This is a genomic window from Flavobacterium sp. M31R6 (genome assembly GCF_013284035.1).
Taxonomy (GTDB): Bacteria; Bacteroidota; Bacteroidia; order Flavobacteriales; family Flavobacteriaceae; genus Flavobacterium.
Window position 1 is genome coordinate 3,031,665 of record NZ_CP054141.1, and the last position, 16,069, is coordinate 3,047,733.

Annotated in this window: 10 protein-coding genes; 2 read left to right on the forward strand and 8 right to left on the reverse strand. The window is 34.6% G+C overall.

Annotated features, from left to right (window positions below; all coding sequences use genetic code 11):
• Positions 1 to 27: 27 nt before the first annotated feature.
• Positions 28 to 855, reverse strand: coding sequence for a universal stress protein (locus HQN62_RS12495; protein WP_173504599.1), 828 nt, complete (start codon positions 853 to 855; stop codon positions 28 to 30).
• 175 nt (positions 856 to 1,030) lie between these two features.
• Between HQN62_RS12495 and mnmE the strand changes: the two genes are divergently transcribed.
• The gene (gene mnmE, locus HQN62_RS12500; protein ID WP_173504600.1) at positions 1,031 to 2,431 is read left to right on the forward strand and encodes a tRNA uridine-5-carboxymethylaminomethyl(34) synthesis GTPase MnmE; all 1,401 of its coding nucleotides are present in this window, start codon (positions 1,031 to 1,033) and stop codon (positions 2,429 to 2,431) included.
• Positions 2,432 to 2,664: 233 nt separating this feature from the next.
• On the forward strand, positions 2,665 to 2,949 hold the full coding sequence (locus HQN62_RS12505; protein WP_173504601.1) for a DNA-binding protein: 285 nt from the start codon (positions 2,665 to 2,667) through the stop codon (positions 2,947 to 2,949).
• A gap of 188 nt (positions 2,950 to 3,137) precedes the next feature.
• On the opposite strand, the gene HQN62_RS12510 is transcribed toward HQN62_RS12505, so the two are convergent.
• The 7 genes from HQN62_RS12510 to HQN62_RS12540 form a co-directional block, all read right to left on the reverse strand.
• Entirely contained in the window at positions 3,138 to 3,524 is a 387-nt protein-coding gene (locus tag HQN62_RS12510; RefSeq protein ID WP_173504602.1) for a response regulator, read from the reverse strand.
• A gap of 159 nt (positions 3,525 to 3,683) precedes the next feature.
• Positions 3,684 to 4,055, reverse strand: coding sequence for an NUDIX domain-containing protein (locus HQN62_RS12515; protein WP_173504603.1), 372 nt, complete (start codon positions 4,053 to 4,055; stop codon positions 3,684 to 3,686).
• A 672-nt stretch (positions 4,056 to 4,727) separates the two neighbouring features.
• Positions 4,728 to 6,107 carry a Gfo/Idh/MocA family protein gene (locus HQN62_RS12520; RefSeq protein WP_173504604.1) on the reverse strand — a complete coding sequence of 460 codons (1,380 nt, stop codon included), beginning with the start codon at positions 6,105 to 6,107 and terminating at the stop codon, positions 4,728 to 4,730.
• A gap of 78 nt (positions 6,108 to 6,185) precedes the next feature.
• Positions 6,186 to 7,484, reverse strand: coding sequence for a DUF3472 domain-containing protein (locus tag HQN62_RS12525; protein ID WP_173504605.1), 1,299 nt, complete (start codon positions 7,482 to 7,484; stop codon positions 6,186 to 6,188).
• 32 nt (positions 7,485 to 7,516) lie between these two features.
• Positions 7,517 to 9,685 (reverse strand): M1 family metallopeptidase, encoded by a 2,169-nt coding sequence (locus tag HQN62_RS12530; protein WP_173504606.1) that lies wholly within the window; start codon positions 9,683 to 9,685, stop codon positions 7,517 to 7,519.
• Between the two features lie 119 nt (positions 9,686 to 9,804).
• Entirely contained in the window at positions 9,805 to 12,903 is a 3,099-nt protein-coding gene (locus HQN62_RS12535) for a DUF5107 domain-containing protein (protein WP_173504607.1), read from the reverse strand.
• Between the two features lie 107 nt (positions 12,904 to 13,010).
• Positions 13,011 to 16,028 (reverse strand): glycoside hydrolase domain-containing protein, encoded by a 3,018-nt coding sequence (locus HQN62_RS12540; RefSeq protein ID WP_254454437.1) that lies wholly within the window; start codon positions 16,026 to 16,028, stop codon positions 13,011 to 13,013.
• Positions 16,029 to 16,069 lie beyond the last annotated feature (41 nt).

Genomic DNA, 16,069 nt, shown 5'->3' on the forward strand with positions numbered 1-16,069 from the left:
GCCCAAATTATTTTAAAATTAATAGTTTTAATGAACGGACAAAATTGGTATATTGATATGAAATGTCAGCTTTTTGCTAAGGCTTACCTGAAAAATTTTTTCGAAGAAACCTCTATGCCGTTCATGAATGGCTACCATATTTATTTTATTTTTCTCAATAAAGCTTAAAATTTCTCCTTCTATATCGTTAGCTAAAACGGAATGAAAAGTAATATTCTGGTCTTTGAAAATATTTTTGAAATCGACCACAAAATCATCTTTATAGACTGTATGTGGTGCCTTTATGTTCAAACAATCGATGTGAGAGTGAAAAACATTAGCCAAAGTCACTACTTTTTTTAACGGTTCAATATCGTCCATATGGAATCTTGTGTTGAACAATATTTTTTCAATAGGCATATAACTGCATTTTTCGGGAATAGCCAAAACTGTGGCATCGCATTCATTCATTATTTTTGTAGCCACCGTTCCCAAAAACACTTCCCGCAAATGGGTTACTCCTTTGGTTCCCATAACAATAAAGTCTATATTTTCTTTTTTGGAAAGCTTGACTACTTCTTTCACTAAAAACCCTTTTATAAGAACGTTACTAATTTTTATATGCCCCATACTATTTTCTTCGGCAATATTTCGCAACAGAGGAACTTCGTCTTTATAATTTTCAAAATCACTTAACTCTTCGTACTCATAGATATCCTGCAAGTAGATGGAAACATCTAAATAAGTAGGCGAATCCAATTCATAAACGTGCAAAGTAATAATTTCGGCATGAATGGCATCGGCTAGTTTTAAAGCGTAAATAAAGGCATTTTTCGAAACTTCTGAAAAATCTGTAGGGAACAATATTTTTTTCATATCCTTAATAATTTACTGAATATCAATATTTTATATAAAGTTACAAAACTTCTAAAAAGAAAGTATGATAATTGTCATTTTGATTTATAATTAATAAAAAAATAACATAAAATGCATTGATTTAGTAGACTTGTAAGGTGGTAAGTTTTGCTTACTTTTGCATAAATTTTTTGTTATGATCCAAAACGATTCAATAGTTGCGTTGGCCACTCCTTCGGGAGCGGGAGCAATTGCCGTAATTCGAATTTCTGGCGAAGATGCCATTGCTATAGGGCACTCTGTTTTTCGATCCATAAAAAACAAAGATTTAAGACAGCAAAAATCACATACCCTTCATTTGGGGCATATTGTTGATGACCAAAAAACCCTGGACGAGGTTTTGGTTTCTGTTTTCAAAGGACCAAATTCATACACGGGAGAAAATACAATTGAGATTTCGTGCCACGGTTCAACCTATATTCAGCAGCAAATTATCCAGTTATTATTGCGAAAAGGCTGTCGAATGGCCGATGCTGGGGAGTTTACCCTTAGAGCTTTCCTGAATGGAAAACTAGATTTATCACAAGCCGAAGCCGTAGCCGATTTGATTTCTTCTGATAATGAAGCTTCACACCAAATTGCGATGCAACAAATGCGTGGTGGTTTCTCCAATGAAATTGCCAAACTGCGTGAGGAACTCTTGAATTTTGCCTCGCTCATTGAACTTGAATTGGACTTTGCTGAAGAAGATGTAGAATTTGCTGACAGAACCCAATTTCATGAATTGTTGAATCGAATTGAGTTTGTCCTCAAGCGGTTAATCGATTCTTTTGCAGTTGGGAATGTTATCAAAAACGGAATTCCAGTGGCAATTGCAGGTGAACCTAATGTTGGGAAATCAACTTTATTGAATGCTTTACTGAACGAGGAACGCGCCATTGTTTCGGAAATTGCGGGAACTACCCGTGATACAATTGAAGACGAATTGGTAATAGGCGGTATTGGTTTTCGATTCATCGATACAGCTGGAATACGTGAAACTGTAGATGTGGTTGAAAGTATTGGGATTAAAAAAACGTTCGAAAAAATTGAACAGGCACAAGTTGTTGTTTTTTTGTTTGATGGTTTCAGGTTTCAGGTTTCAGGTTCTGACTACATCATAGAAATTGAAAAAGTTAAAAATAAATATCCACTTAAACCAATATTAGTTGTTGTAAATAAAGTCGATTTATTAAGTGAAAATGAAATCGAAAAAATTGATCAAAAACTTGAAACTTTAAACCTGAAACTTTTAAAAATTTCTGCCAAAGAGAAACTAGGCGTTGATGAACTTAAAAATCAACTGCTATCTTTTGTAAATACAGGCGCTTTACGAAATAACGAAACCATTGTAACCAACACCAGACATTACGATTCGCTACTCAAAGCACTGGACGAAATTCAGAAAGTAAAATTTGGATTGGAGACCAATCTTTCCAGTGACTTAATGGCATTAGATATTAAAGAAGCTTTATACCAATTTGGAATGATTACAGGTCAGGTTACCAATGATGAGTTGTTGGGGAATATTTTTGCTAATTTCTGCATCGGAAAATAGCAAAACAAAACATCACAAAAAAACAACAAATAAACGAGTTAAAGTATTAATAAACAATATTTTAACTTGTTTTTTTACTTCCTTTTCATCTTGGATAGTATGCGATATTTTGCTTAAATTTGTACCTCAATTGTACCTTGAGAATTTGAGGTACAAAAAATATTTTTTTTTGGCCAAATTATGGCACGTGTAGACACACATAGTCACAGTGGGACACATAAAGTCACATTTCTATGAGTACAAACATTAGGATTGCCCGCATCTGGGAATTCTGCAGAAATGAAATCACAGCCAAAACAACAAAAACGCAGTATTGTTCATTAAAATGCAATAGTAGAGCCTGCAAGGCAAGAACAAGGCAGTCCAAAATTACAGAAAGCAATAAACAGACTGAAATCGCCCAAAATCATAATCTTGAAATAGTGAAAACAAAAGATTTCATTAGCGTGAATCATGCCAGTCTTTTGTTTGGAATTAGTAGAAAAATAATTTACAGAATCTTTTACAGAGGAGTATAACACTAGCAAACTTCTTATGCAGGCTAATTTAATAGTATTGAGAACTGGGCAGTTCAGAAATCTTTTGGCAGCCGATAAAACGTTTCATTTCTCGTATAAATTCTCCGCTCTCCCCTACTTACTCTTTAACTTTTAATCATACCCTTTCACAATACTCTGTTTGATCTTTGCAGCTAGACATTAGAAATCTAAAATACTATCTTCGCAATACTATCCTTGCTTAGAGGCTTTTCAATGTAACCCCGTACATTTTTGTTTTCATTTGCACGATCTTTATCGAGCTGGTCAGTCGAAGATGAAAGCATATAAATTTTTAGTCGCTCTTTTACATCAGTATCAAAACCCTCAAATTCTTCCAGGAAATCCCAACCTGAAAGTATAGGCATGTTAATATCAAGAAGTACTATTGTTGTCTTTCCAGGGGAATAGGTATAAATAGACTTGATAAATAAGAGTGCTTTCTCCGGATTGGTAAATGTTAACACATCTGCTTCAGGAAAAACGAGCTTAATTACTTTTCGGCATATAAGGTTGTTAACGGAGTCATCATCAACGACAATAAAATTTTTATTCATTTTAAAAGAGCTTATAAAGTTCATTTACAAATTTGTTTTTCAATCGGGTCTTTTAGTTTGATTAATAATCAAAACCAAACTTTCTAAGTAGTTGCAAAATAAAACCTCCCATTTTTTATTGATTTTCTCCAATGCTTCGTCCACTGTAAACCATTGCCCTTAGTCAATTTCAAGGAAACTGTGCATTGTTCCCGACTTTGGTGGCCATTCCATTTCAAAAGTATTGCTCTCTATTGTATTTGTATCTATATCCTTTTCCAGAGCCCATGCATGAACTATTTTACCCAATTTTAATTTTACAGGAGAAAGTTCCACGAAACTTCCTTCTAATCGCGTTCCAGTTTCTTCCTCAAATTCTCTGATTGCGGAGTCAAATGCATTTTCTTCATCATTAAATTCCCCTTTTGGTATTGACCAATGTCCCCTGTCTTTATTTTTCCAGAAAGGGCCACTGGGATGTACTAGCAAGACAAACAATTGATTGCGAACTCTTTTATACAAAAGGATTCCAGCACTTTTCTTAAGCTTCATTTTTAAAAGGTCTTACTAATGAGTCTCACTTGTAGGATTAGGATTTTCTGTAATTTAATCTTTATAAGTGGCCATCACAATACCCACTTTCGGTGATATTTCATTTATAAAAAATCAAAACATAGTAGGACCTTGCAATACTCTTTCCGCTTCATGTATTTACAAAAATTTTCTGCATATAAGTATTCATTCTAAAATTCAACAAGTGATATTTCTATTCTATTCTTTATATTCACAAATCATAAATTACTAATTTTAAGTAACTTAAATAATTCATACAAATTGTATCCAAACTACATTGCTAATCTTTAAAAAAAAAGGAGCATTCTAACAAATAATGATGGACTGTACTTTAATTTTTTTAGACTATCCGCTACTGCATTTTTTTTCTCAGTCTATTAAAGTAGATAATTACCTGATTTTTTATCTTTTATTAGGTACATTTTATCAATAATAAAGATAAACCTGTTCAAAATTGTTTCCCGTTTCAAGTACACAGGACATTTCACTTAAGTTAAATACAAAGAAGCAATACCTTTCTAAGGTTATTACAGCTATCTTCAAATTTTATTCTATAAAATTAAACGACCAATGAACAATATAATTATCTATAAATTATAATGTTCATTGGTAGTCTAATAATTAATGCTTATTGCTTTAAAATTCATTTCTTTATTCCGAAAACTCCACTTTTTTCAATTTGTTCCATCCGCCACGGGTAAAATCAGGAATTTGCACAGGAGTAGAACCATTGTCAAGAGAGATTTCCGTCAATGGACCAAGACAAGACCATTCGGCCAAATCATATACGTCCATATCCAATGGAAGTCCGTTTTGAAGACAATGAATCAAACGGTAATCCATTATAAAATCCATTCCTCCATGTCCACCAACTTGCTTGGCTTTTTCTTCGATACCCTTTACTATAGGATGTTTATATTTAATCATTAATGCTTTTTTCACCTCTTCAGACACATACTCCTCAGCATCCAATTTTTGGTAATCCGGAGTAATATCTTGACCAACTGCTGCAGCTCCCAAAGCATATCCTTCTACCGGATATTTATTGGCAAAACCTTTTGTTCCTGTTAATTGGTACATTCGAGTGTACGGACGCGGATTAGCCACATCATGTTGTATCTGAATCGTTTTTCCGTTCTCGGTACGAATCATTGTCATAGTGTGGTCTCCATTTCTAAAATCTTTTAAATCTTCCCCTTTTTTCTCTTTGATAAAAGCAGGAATACCAACGCTTTTGGTATCCATTGAAACCAAATAATTCATCTTATCTCCACGGTGGATATTCAACGCCAAGCAAGCAGGTCCCATTCCATGAGTTGCATAAATGTCTCCACGATGTTTTATGTTGTAATCCAAACGCCAATTGTTCCAGTAATCCATCCAATACGGTTCAAGATTATGAATATAGGAACCTTCTGCGTGAAGAATTTCTCCAAACAATCCCTGTTGAGCCATATTTAGAGTTGTCAATTCAAAGAAGTCGTAAACACAGTTCTCTAATTGCATACAATGCTTTCTGGTTTTTTCAGAAGTATTGATTAGTTCCCATATTTCATCCATTGTCATTGCAGAAGGTACTTCTATAGCCACGTGTTTTCCATCTTTCATTGCTTGAACACCAATTTGAGCATGATGTTTCCAGTCGGTTGCAACATAAACAAGATCAACATTAGGAAGTGCAGTTACTTTACGCCAAGCATTTTCATCACCGAAAAATTCTTGCGCTTTAGGAAGTCCTGCCTTTTCTAAAATCTGATTTGCCGATTTCGTGTTTTTTTCCAGTATATCACAAAGTGCAACAACCTGTACTCCAGGAATATTTGTCATTCGTTTAACCGCCCCTGGCCCACGCATTCCTAAGCCAATAAAAGCAACACGAACCGTTGGTATTGGCGCACAAGCCAAACGCAAAACATCTGTTTGTCCTTTGGCACGTTTTGGTGTAGCCGTCTTTATCATTTGGGCAGACGCCCCTATCCATCCCAATAAACAACAGATAATCAGAATGTTTTTAAAAAAAGTAGATTTCATTATTATGTTAATTAGTTTAAAAAATAGATGTAAAATCTGTATATGTTTGATCTAAATCATTCTGACAATGACTTACTTTTATGGCAAACCATTAAAATCAATTTTTGGCTTATTATTAGTCAAGGGTCTTGTGAAAATAATTTGCTTCTTAGTGTAATTATTAAAGAAACCTCCGTTTTTCAAATAGAATGATTTCTCATCCAAACCGCCTGAATAATCCATACGATACCCTTTATTCCCAGTATTATCAATTGTAAATTTTGCGGCGTTTACTTCAATCCAATTTCCTAAATCATCGTAAACCCATTGATTACTAAATAATACTTTGCGAGATATATCCCCCTGCTCTGGAATGAAATTTTCTAAAAATGAATGAAATCGCTTCAAATATGTATTTGTTTGCGGGCGATTAAAACTCGCAATTAACTGCCATTGATTCAATTCTGGAGCAAAGAAATAGGCGCTATAAATAGTCGTATTATCTTTTTGGGGCGAACCATGGAGTAAAAATTTATAAGTATTACCAGCAATCCAATTGTATTTCAAATAGCTTTGTCCTCCAGAACCTTCATTGCCAAATTCTCCGGTCGTAACGTTGTTTCCTTTTTTCAGCAACTTGATTTTTTGAGAGTCAGGTATGCTTTCCGGATTATCGGTTGCAAAAGGACTCCAAACAGAAAACAGAATTCTACGCTCGTGATCCGAATTAACCTGAATTCCAAAATAACCTTCGCCAAAACCGTTTGCCATATAATAAGAACCAATAATATCCTGACCTACTGGCACAGTTATTTCATTATAATACCATTCGGCATTTACATTTTCAGGAACTTGATAATTTAAATGAACTGAAGGCCCACGTCTGCCCCAATGATAAAAATTTCCTTCATTATTGGGAACTAGAGCAATTTTCCCATCGAAATCAGTACTACTAATTGTTAATCCCGAAATAGAAGGAAAAGCATTTGCTGTTTTGCTTATTCCTTTTATTTTTATGGCAACATAACCTGTATCCGAGATTTTCCAATTCCCAACAATTAGAGAGTGTTTTTTTGTTTCGTCGTATCTAACTCTTTTCGATGAATTATTGATAATAAATTCTAAAACTGATTTTCCAGAAACAACAACCGATTCATCTGTAGCAATTGTAAATGTTCCAGGTTTAGAAATTCGGAAGTAGGCTGTAAAATACTCTTTCGGATTCGCCCAATTTTCTATTCCGTTATTTGTGATTGTTGGATTTTCTTCATTATGCAAAGAGCTAAATGCATTTCCTCCAAGAGGCAATGATAATTCAATTTTTGAATTCTGTGCTGTCGATATAACACTAATAAGAATTGTAAAAAAGAAAGAAAAAGCAACTTTTGGATATTTCATTTTGATTAGGTTTTTGCAAACTATTTTTGATTTTACATTTTTTTCATCAAAGGAGTTACATGTTTTTTGGTGTCGTCGTCCAATGATGCCAATGCTTTATTTCCTTCTTCAGCTGAGAATTTAAACAATCCAGATATACCTGCAGCAATCACTTTATAAGACTGCTCTTTAATACTTTCATTCATTAATTCTTTATAAGCAGTGTCACCAGTTGATGCCAATTTCAAAATTGCTGCTGCTCGAACAGTTGTATTTTTATCATTTTTGGCTATACCAAGTAAGCTTTTAAATGCAGCATCTTTTGTTTGGCTATCGTTTAAATCCAATCCTTTAACACTAAGTGTCCTTAAATCATCTTGTTGATCACCTAAACCGGCCAATGCAATAAGTTGGGCAGTATGACTTTTATCTTTAAGAGCAAATTTTATTGCTTCAATTCTGTTAAAATACGATGGAGCATTTTTATATTGATATAGATAATCTTCAGCCTTCTTGTTTTCAATAATTTGGCCAACCAAAATTTTATCGGCATCCATATCCACAAAATCTGGTTTTACAGGCACATCAAAACTGAAATTTTGCTCTCTGTTTTCAATTAAAATATTCTTTCTAATTTTATTTCCGTTTACATAAAAATCAACTTTTAGTGGCAGGCTAAACAATTGTACAGAACTATCCTGAGTTTGTTTTACAGAAATAGTAGCTTTCCCATTAGCATAACCATATTTAATTTCTAAAATCGGATTACCTCCTTGATAGTACCATTGGTTAAAATAAGGACTCCAATCTATTCCGGTCACATCCTCCATTGCCAAGCGCAACTGATGTGTTTCTCCACTCTTAAAAGCATTCGTAGTCAAATAACGATTTAATGATTTAAAGAAAGCTTCATCACCCATTTGATTTTTTATAGCGTACAATATTATAGAACCTTTTGAATAGCTAATATTGTCGAACATATCTTCTTTATCATTGTAATGAAAACGGGCCAAAACTGGGCTCATTCCATTTTTGCTAGAGCCTAAATAGTTTTGTAGTTTTTCATAACGTGATCTGTCTTCTGCATCTTGTCCGGCATCATGTCCATGCCAAAGTACTTCTCCAAAAGTTGCAAAAGATTCATTCATCGTTAAATTAGACCAAGATTCGGCTGTTACATAATCCCCAAACCACTGATGAAAAAGTTCGTGTGCAATAGTACTTTCTCCATTGTCATCCAATAATTCTCTTTCTGTTTTTTGCACATATTCACCATGCAAAGTAGCCGATGTGTTTTCCATTGCGCCAGAAACGTAATCTCTAGCAACAATCTGAGCATATTTAACCCACGGATATTCAACTCCTAACATTTTGCTGTAAAAATTCATCATATCCGGTGTCTTGCCAAATATTTGTTTGGCATACGGCGCATACTTTGGTTCTAAGTAATAACTAACTTCCTTACCATTATAGGAATCTTTAAATATTTTAAAATCTCCAACAGCCATCATAAACAAGTAAGGAGCATTAGGCACATCCATCTTCCATGTATCTGTGCGAGTTCCATTTTTATTAGCTTTTTGCGCAACTAATTTTCCATTTGACAATGTCACATATTTAGCATCCACTGTCATCGAAATCTCCGATGTCGTTTTTTGATTTGGCTTATCAATAGTAGGAAACCAAGCAGATGATGCCTCTGTTTCACCTTGTGTCCATATTTCTATGGGTTTATCTTCTTTTCCGTCTGGGTTGATAAAATACAATCCTTTTGCATCAGTAATTGCAGCGCTTCCTTTTGCTTTTAACTCATTTGGTTTTGCAGTATAATCAATATAAATGGTGTATTTCTCCGTGTTTTTATATTTTCTGTTTAGAGTGATAAAGAGTTGCTCTGTATCATACGTATATTTTAAAGGAACTTTTTTTGTCCCTTCCATTATTGCAATTTCTTTAAAATCCATTCCTTTGGCGTCCAAAGTAAGGGTATCCGTTTCGTAAAAATGAGGCGTTAAAGTAAGCCATTCTTTTCCGTATAAATATCGCTTGCCATAATCAAATGACACTTCCAGTTTTGTATTTACGAGATCGTTTACCTTTTGCGCAGTAACTCTATAAGCGGCTAGCTCGTCTGTATTTTTATTAGCGTTCTGTGCACTCATTTCTACCGATACCAATGCGATGAAGCTAAAAACTGTACATTTTAAAAAAAGCTTATTCATTTTTGTTTTGTTTATGATGGTTGTTTTGATGATAAAATTACGCTAAATCATACATTGATGTAATTCTATCACCCTTTTTTATGTTAGTTAAAACTGGGATTTTGTGCTAATTTATTTTTTTAAAGTTTTTCCAAAATTCTGACTTCACCATCTTTTTCATCCTCTGTTAAGCCAACTGATTGTTTTTTGGTATAAGTATGAAGACACCACTGAATAATTTTATTGGAAGGATATATCTTTGCCTGAGCCTGTAACCATTCTTCCGCTTTTTTTGCATTAGACGTTTTTTCAATAGCCCATGCTGAAACCAATTGATTTGCCGGTAAAAAGTTCATAACCGTATTATCCACTTTTGGACTGAAAGCAATGATTTTTTGCAACGATTCATTAGCTGTTGTCTGATCTCCAAGGTTTGTGTAACACAAATAATTCAGCCAGTTTTCCAATCTTTCGTCTATGTTTTCGTCATACGGTTTCCCAACGCCTAAATTTTCAGGCCATAATTTAGCCTCTGCAATAAACTGTAATGCTTTTTTGTATTGTTTGTTTTTCATTTCTGTTACCGCCTGCATTAGTTTGGCTTCATGATACAATTGTCTGCCAATTGTGGCTCCTTCAAAAGGAAGAATTTTCAATTGGGTTAAAAATACATCTGCAACTGCATATTTTTTGTTAAGCAACAGTGTTTTGGCATATAACATTCCTATGATATAATTCTCCTTGTGCCCTTTGTAAAAAGGCTCTACAACAGCTAGTGCTTTATCATACTGTTTTTGTACGATAAAATGTTCCGTCAATAATTTAGAATATCTCCATCCTTGTTTATCCAACTTAATAGCTTGTTGAAGATCAATCAAAGCTAATTCTGGATTCTCTTTCATCAAAGCCGCCCTTGCAGCATAAAAAGCTGGATCCATCGATTTTGTGCCGCATTGTTGGAACAATTCTTTAGCTTTTGCTATATTATTTCGGTTCCATTCAATCAATGCCAAATGGTATTTTAATTGCCATTGATTATTTGTTGGTATCAATTTTTCTAACACATTGGCGGTTTCAGCACGAAATGGAAAACTGATTCCAGGTTGAATCTGACTTAAATCTACTGCTTTGTTTTCCAAAAATGCTTTCCAATACAATAGCTCTGCATTTGGTACAGCAAGTGAAAAAGCTTTTGATGCCTCTTCCTTACGATTTAATCGATAATACCACATTCCTAATTCCAGATAAGTTTGTTGTGGCATTTCATTCTGAATCAATGAAGTAAAATTTTTCTTAGAAACTTCTGAACCATCCAAAATAAATTTTTCAAAACGTACAAAATGACTCAAAGGATCAACTCCGTTAATTCTGTTAAGTATTTCAGTTGATTTTGTAGCATCATTTTGCAAGCGATATATCACAGCCAACAATTGCAGGCTTTCCAGATTATATTGATTGTTCAATAAACTTTTATCGGCATACTCAATTGCTTTTGTTGTTTCGTTTTCACAAAAGTAAATTTTACTCAACTCCGTATAAGAAGCGCTACGATATTCAACACTCGAAGCGGCAAGATCAAAACCGTCTTTTGCGTCGGTTTTGTTTCCTAAATATAAGTTGGCCATAGCATAATAATAATTGGCAGCTGGATCATACGTGTTAATTGCTAAAGCTTTACTAGCAGTTAAAATTGCCTCGGCATATTGAGATTTTCTGATTTGCAAAGATGCCATATCCGATAATGCCGGAGCATAATTTGGCTCTTTTTTCAAACATTCGATAAGCTTTTCCTCCGCTTTTATATAATCCTTAAAACTGATGTAGTTTTTCCCTTGAAGGTATAAACCATATACCGAATTATTGTCGAAATCTTTTGGAATTTCTAATGGACGACTTAGATTTCCATCTTCTGGCGCCGAATTCCAAACCAATTTATTCTCTCCGATTGCTAGTTTTAACTTATTTTCATCAACGGAAACACGAATAGAGTCTTTGAATAATTCCATAGGCTTAACGGAAATATCCTTGGAATACACCACTTTTCCATTATCAAACACAACCAGTTTTTCGTTCAACTTTTGCAATGGCGAAAAATAAATCTTCAACCAGCCATCCTCGTTTTTCACATTTACGGAACCATAATTATTTGCTTTTACAAATCCTTTGGTTTGTTTAACTGGAAACCAATACTCTGTCCAAGAATCCGACTGGTACGGTGAAAAAGAGCGGTGTTTAAAAGGCGTGTACATACTATTTTCAGCAGATTGATTGAATAATCTTCCGCTTTGCACTTCTACATATTGTCCGTCTGTGTCCGTCAATAATTTTTCCCAGATCATTCCTTGTTGTGATAAACCCCAAATCCATATTTTCTTTCCGGGTTTATCATCGTGATTGCTATATCTAGCCATTCCAAAATCTTCATCATGCCAATATCCTCCAAAAAAATCACTGTATTTACCGAACACATGGTATGATTTGTAACCTCCAAAATTGTTATTGTTGTAAAAAGAAAGATCCTTACCATTTTCCTTGTTGATGGGCCATGAATTATACTCACCATCGTGACCAAGATAATTTTTACCCGGATAAATAAATTGCAAATTACCGGCTGCTTTAATTCCCGTATTCATCCAAGTATAATAAGGCTGCTCAAATGCAGTACTATTAAACCAAAAAGAATTGGTGGTGAAATAAGCCTTATCCTTTGGCAAATTGATGTCTAATTTCCAAGAAGTTCGGGTAAGCAAATCCAATACTCCAATCACGCAACTTACACTACCGTCTTCTCTGGTAGTGGTTATGTAATCTACTGGGGTGGCACAATTTGGCGTATGCCCAATAATTCCATAATTCCCTTCAACACCACCGCTAGTCCAAGGTCCGCGCATAGCAATGTCTCTAAATTTAATCACATGATTGTTGTAAATAAAATCTTTTCCTGTTGATTTCTCGATAGCAGACCAAACTTTGCCTCCCACTTCTGGCAAAATCGTTAGTTTAATATAATCGTTCTCCAGTTCTATCACTTTCCATTCCTTTTGTACAGGCTTATCTGTAAAGCCATCAAATCGATAATATGGATAGATTTTTGAATCTGGTTTTGGAATAGGATCGGGATCTGAAAAAGGATAGGTGGTAAAAACTTTTTTATACACTTTGATTGTTGGTGCATTATTCTGTCCAACAACAAACTGACTAACAAGATATAAAAGGAAAACTGCTGATTTTAATTTCATTTTTGATATTGATTTTTTTTACGGGCTTTCTCGGCATGTTTTAGAACATCTCGAGCCAGCCCATAAAACAATTATAGAACTCAGCTCATTATTTTTTCAAAACTTACTTATTGATTTACAATCAACAGAAAGCCTTTCCCTTTAGCAACTGAAAGTTCCGAATTAACAGAAAATTGCTGAGCTGATTGAAAATTCTTTACTTCTGGAATCGTTATTTTAGCCTTAGCAGGATCAATTCCTAATTTTTTCCAGTCAATGTTCAGTTTTACCTTTACATCCTCATCGGCCCAACTTGCAATAGAGATTAATGCTGCGCCTTTCTTTTTATAAACAGTTGCCAATACCTTAGCATTAGTAGTTCTTACTGGACAGTTTTCGCTCCAATATCCTACCATTTCTGAACCCTTGATACCGAAATCATTCCATACTTTCCAAATGGGACGTGGATCTGCATTTTCACTCCAAGGCATTCTGTTCGTCATTCCGTAAATCATTCCACGCCAAGCATTACCGCCATCTTGCAACATTTCCCCCATAAGTCCGAAAGGGATTCCGCTTACTTCGGTCAAGAAAAAGTCAGGTTGGTTTTTTTCGTAATCAAAATATTCACCAAACCAAAGTTTATTTAGATATGGAAAATGCTCCATGTATAAATTGGCGCTGTTATTAAATCCATCGCTTTTGTTGTATTGGTTAGCGCTGTGCAAATCAATTATTCCGGGATGTCCGTCTTTAGTCAATACCCTTTTAACTCGCTTCATCGTAACTCTATCAAAAGCAACGTCATCTAGGTAAACACCGTCTATACCTACATTTTGAACCAACCAATTCATTCCTTCGACATAATAATTGTGCCAACGGTTCATACCGCTGTTTACAATAGCTGCGTCCTTAATTTCGGGAACAAACCATGCTGCAATATAATCTTCACCAATATGCTCTTGCAACCAATTAAATCCTCCTCCTTTACCTGGAGTAAAAATTTCGTGCCCCAAACTGCGTAAAGCATGTATCTCGTAACTTTTGTTACTAAGCTCTCTAATAGTATTGTAAATTTTTACTTTTAATCCCTTGCTATGTGCTTCATCAATATAGTTTTTCATCTTTTCATGTTCAATAAAAGGATAATTGATATATGGATTTATAGGTGTTGCATGATGAATATTCACAATTGTAGCTCCCGTTTTTGCAATGGTATCTAAATTATTATATCTGTGATAAAATCTACTATCCCACTGGAAATCTGTATTGATTGCGTGAAAAGGTGTAATCAATAAATTGAAATTATAGTACAAAACATCCCCTTTTTTCATGGTTCGGTTTCCGCTGTAAGCATTAACCAAAACCGTTTTCCCACTAGGAACAATATCAATTCCTCCTTTGTTTTCATTACCCCAAGAAGCTGGCAAGATTAATGGTTTTTGCAAATAGAAATTAGTGTTTAAAGGACGGCTGTATTTTTCATCTCTCAAAGAAAACTGCAATCCAGAATTCACATTTCCAATCCATGCACCATCCTGATTTTTATTGGCAACATCCCATTTCCATTTAAGTGATTCAGGACGTTCTCCACCTTTTTGACCTAATCCCATCAAATATTTAGCTGATGTAGGTTGCAAAGGCATTTGAAAATTGATATCATTGAAAGTAACATCTTCAAGAGCCGTAATTTTAACAGTATATGATAAAAACCCATCAAATTCAAGTGTTCCGTTTACCTGCATCTCAACAGCAGTATCTGTGTTGGTGCTTTCCCATGCTACTGTTCCTGCTTCTTTTTTTGTAAATTTGAAACTGGTATTTTTCCAATTATTGATTTCTTTTCCGGCATTATCCACTAAATGGAATTGGGCAGGAGCGACTAATATATTATTGGCTTTAGTACCAATTGAAGTCATTTCGGGTGTGAAAAAAGTTTGAATCTGAGTTGGCAATCCATTTTTATTCAAAAGCACTTTTCGCCCTAATAACGAAATCTCTGTTTCCTTTACTTCCAATGGTGTATATGGTGCAATAACGGTGTTTTCTTGCGCCATTGTAGAATTCAACCATTTTAATCGGGTCATTTTCTCGGGGTGGTCAATGCCACCATTCTTAGTAACATCTTCATTAACCACCAAATGAAGAGAAACTGCTTGGGTGGCACCACCCGAACTAACCAAAACCTCACCTAAATAATCTCCAGCCGTAGTGCTTTCCGGAACATCAATTCCGCACCACATCGCTTGTATTCTGCCTTTTGGAACATTTACACTGTTTGAAAAAACAGAACCATCATATTTTATTCCATCTGTATTGATACAGCTTATATTTTTTGCTGAAATTGTTTTTCCTTCCTTGTTTTTTAAATCTGAAAAAGTAATTTTCACGTTGCTTAAATCTTGCAAAGCATAAACTCCCAATTGAAAAGCTAAATATTCTCCTTTTAATGCAGTATCAGTGAACGTATTTTGAACACCTTTATCAATCCAGCGTTTTGGTAAATCTTTTTGCATTCGGATAGAATTCATTCGATCTTCCGGGAAAACCAAGAAAGCTTTTCCTTTATTTTGCGCAATTAAATTTTGTGTTTCAGTAGCCGTAGCAATCACTTCCATAGGATAAAAACTATTGAAAGCATTGATACTTTGAATTTCCGAAACATTACAATTAGTCTTTAAATCGGTTTTTACTGTAGACAACCATGCGGCATCGGCAGTGTTTTTAGCTTTAACATAAACCCCTTTGGGATAATACACATTTGGTCCTTCATCTATGTATGGCAAATAATACACATAATAGGTTCCTTTACCAGAAACAGGTTCGAAAAAAATAGTTCCCGATTCTCTATTTATATTTTCAGGCTTCACATTAAGAATGTCTTTACCTGTTTTAGCATCCTGAACAATAATCTGTTTCATCTCTGGATTTTCATCTCTTCTTCTCCAGTCGATTGTAGTTTTGGCAACTGTTCCGCTACCCGTAAACTGTACTACAGCACGATGATTTCCGAGTAAACTTGGATTCCAACTGTTATTTCCATCAGTGTATTTTAACTCTTGCGCATGTAAAGCACCAGTAGTTATAAAAAGACAAAGTGCAAATAAGCTACTTATAAAAAATCTCGGTTTTGAGTTGTTTTGCATGGTTATGTTTTTTTCAAAAGGGTATGTAGTATAGTAATAGA

Bases quoted from the DNA above. Each gene is read 5' to 3' on its own strand.
- HQN62_RS12495 (WP_173504599.1), bottom strand. From the start codon at position 855: ATGAAAAAAATATTGTTCCCTACAGATTTTTCAGAAGTTTCGAAAAAT.
- mnmE (WP_173504600.1), top strand. From the start codon at position 1,031: ATGATCCAAAACGATTCAATAGTTGCGTTGGCCACTCCTTCGGGAGCG.
- HQN62_RS12505 (WP_173504601.1), top strand. From the start codon at position 2,665: ATGAGTACAAACATTAGGATTGCCCGCATCTGGGAATTCTGCAGAAAT.
- HQN62_RS12510 (WP_173504602.1), bottom strand. From the start codon at position 3,524: ATGAATAAAAATTTTATTGTCGTTGATGATGACTCCGTTAACAACCTT.
- HQN62_RS12515 (WP_173504603.1), bottom strand. From the start codon at position 4,055: ATGAAGCTTAAGAAAAGTGCTGGAATCCTTTTGTATAAAAGAGTTCGC.
- HQN62_RS12520 (WP_173504604.1), bottom strand. From the start codon at position 6,107: ATGAAATCTACTTTTTTTAAAAACATTCTGATTATCTGTTGTTTATTG.
- HQN62_RS12525 (WP_173504605.1), bottom strand. From the start codon at position 7,484: ATGAAATATCCAAAAGTTGCTTTTTCTTTCTTTTTTACAATTCTTATT.
- HQN62_RS12530 (WP_173504606.1), bottom strand. From the start codon at position 9,685: ATGAATAAGCTTTTTTTAAAATGTACAGTTTTTAGCTTCATCGCATTG.
- HQN62_RS12535 (WP_173504607.1), bottom strand. From the start codon at position 12,903: ATGAAATTAAAATCAGCAGTTTTCCTTTTATATCTTGTTAGTCAGTTT.
- HQN62_RS12540 (WP_254454437.1), bottom strand. From the start codon at position 16,028: ATGCAAAACAACTCAAAACCGAGATTTTTTATAAGTAGCTTATTTGCA.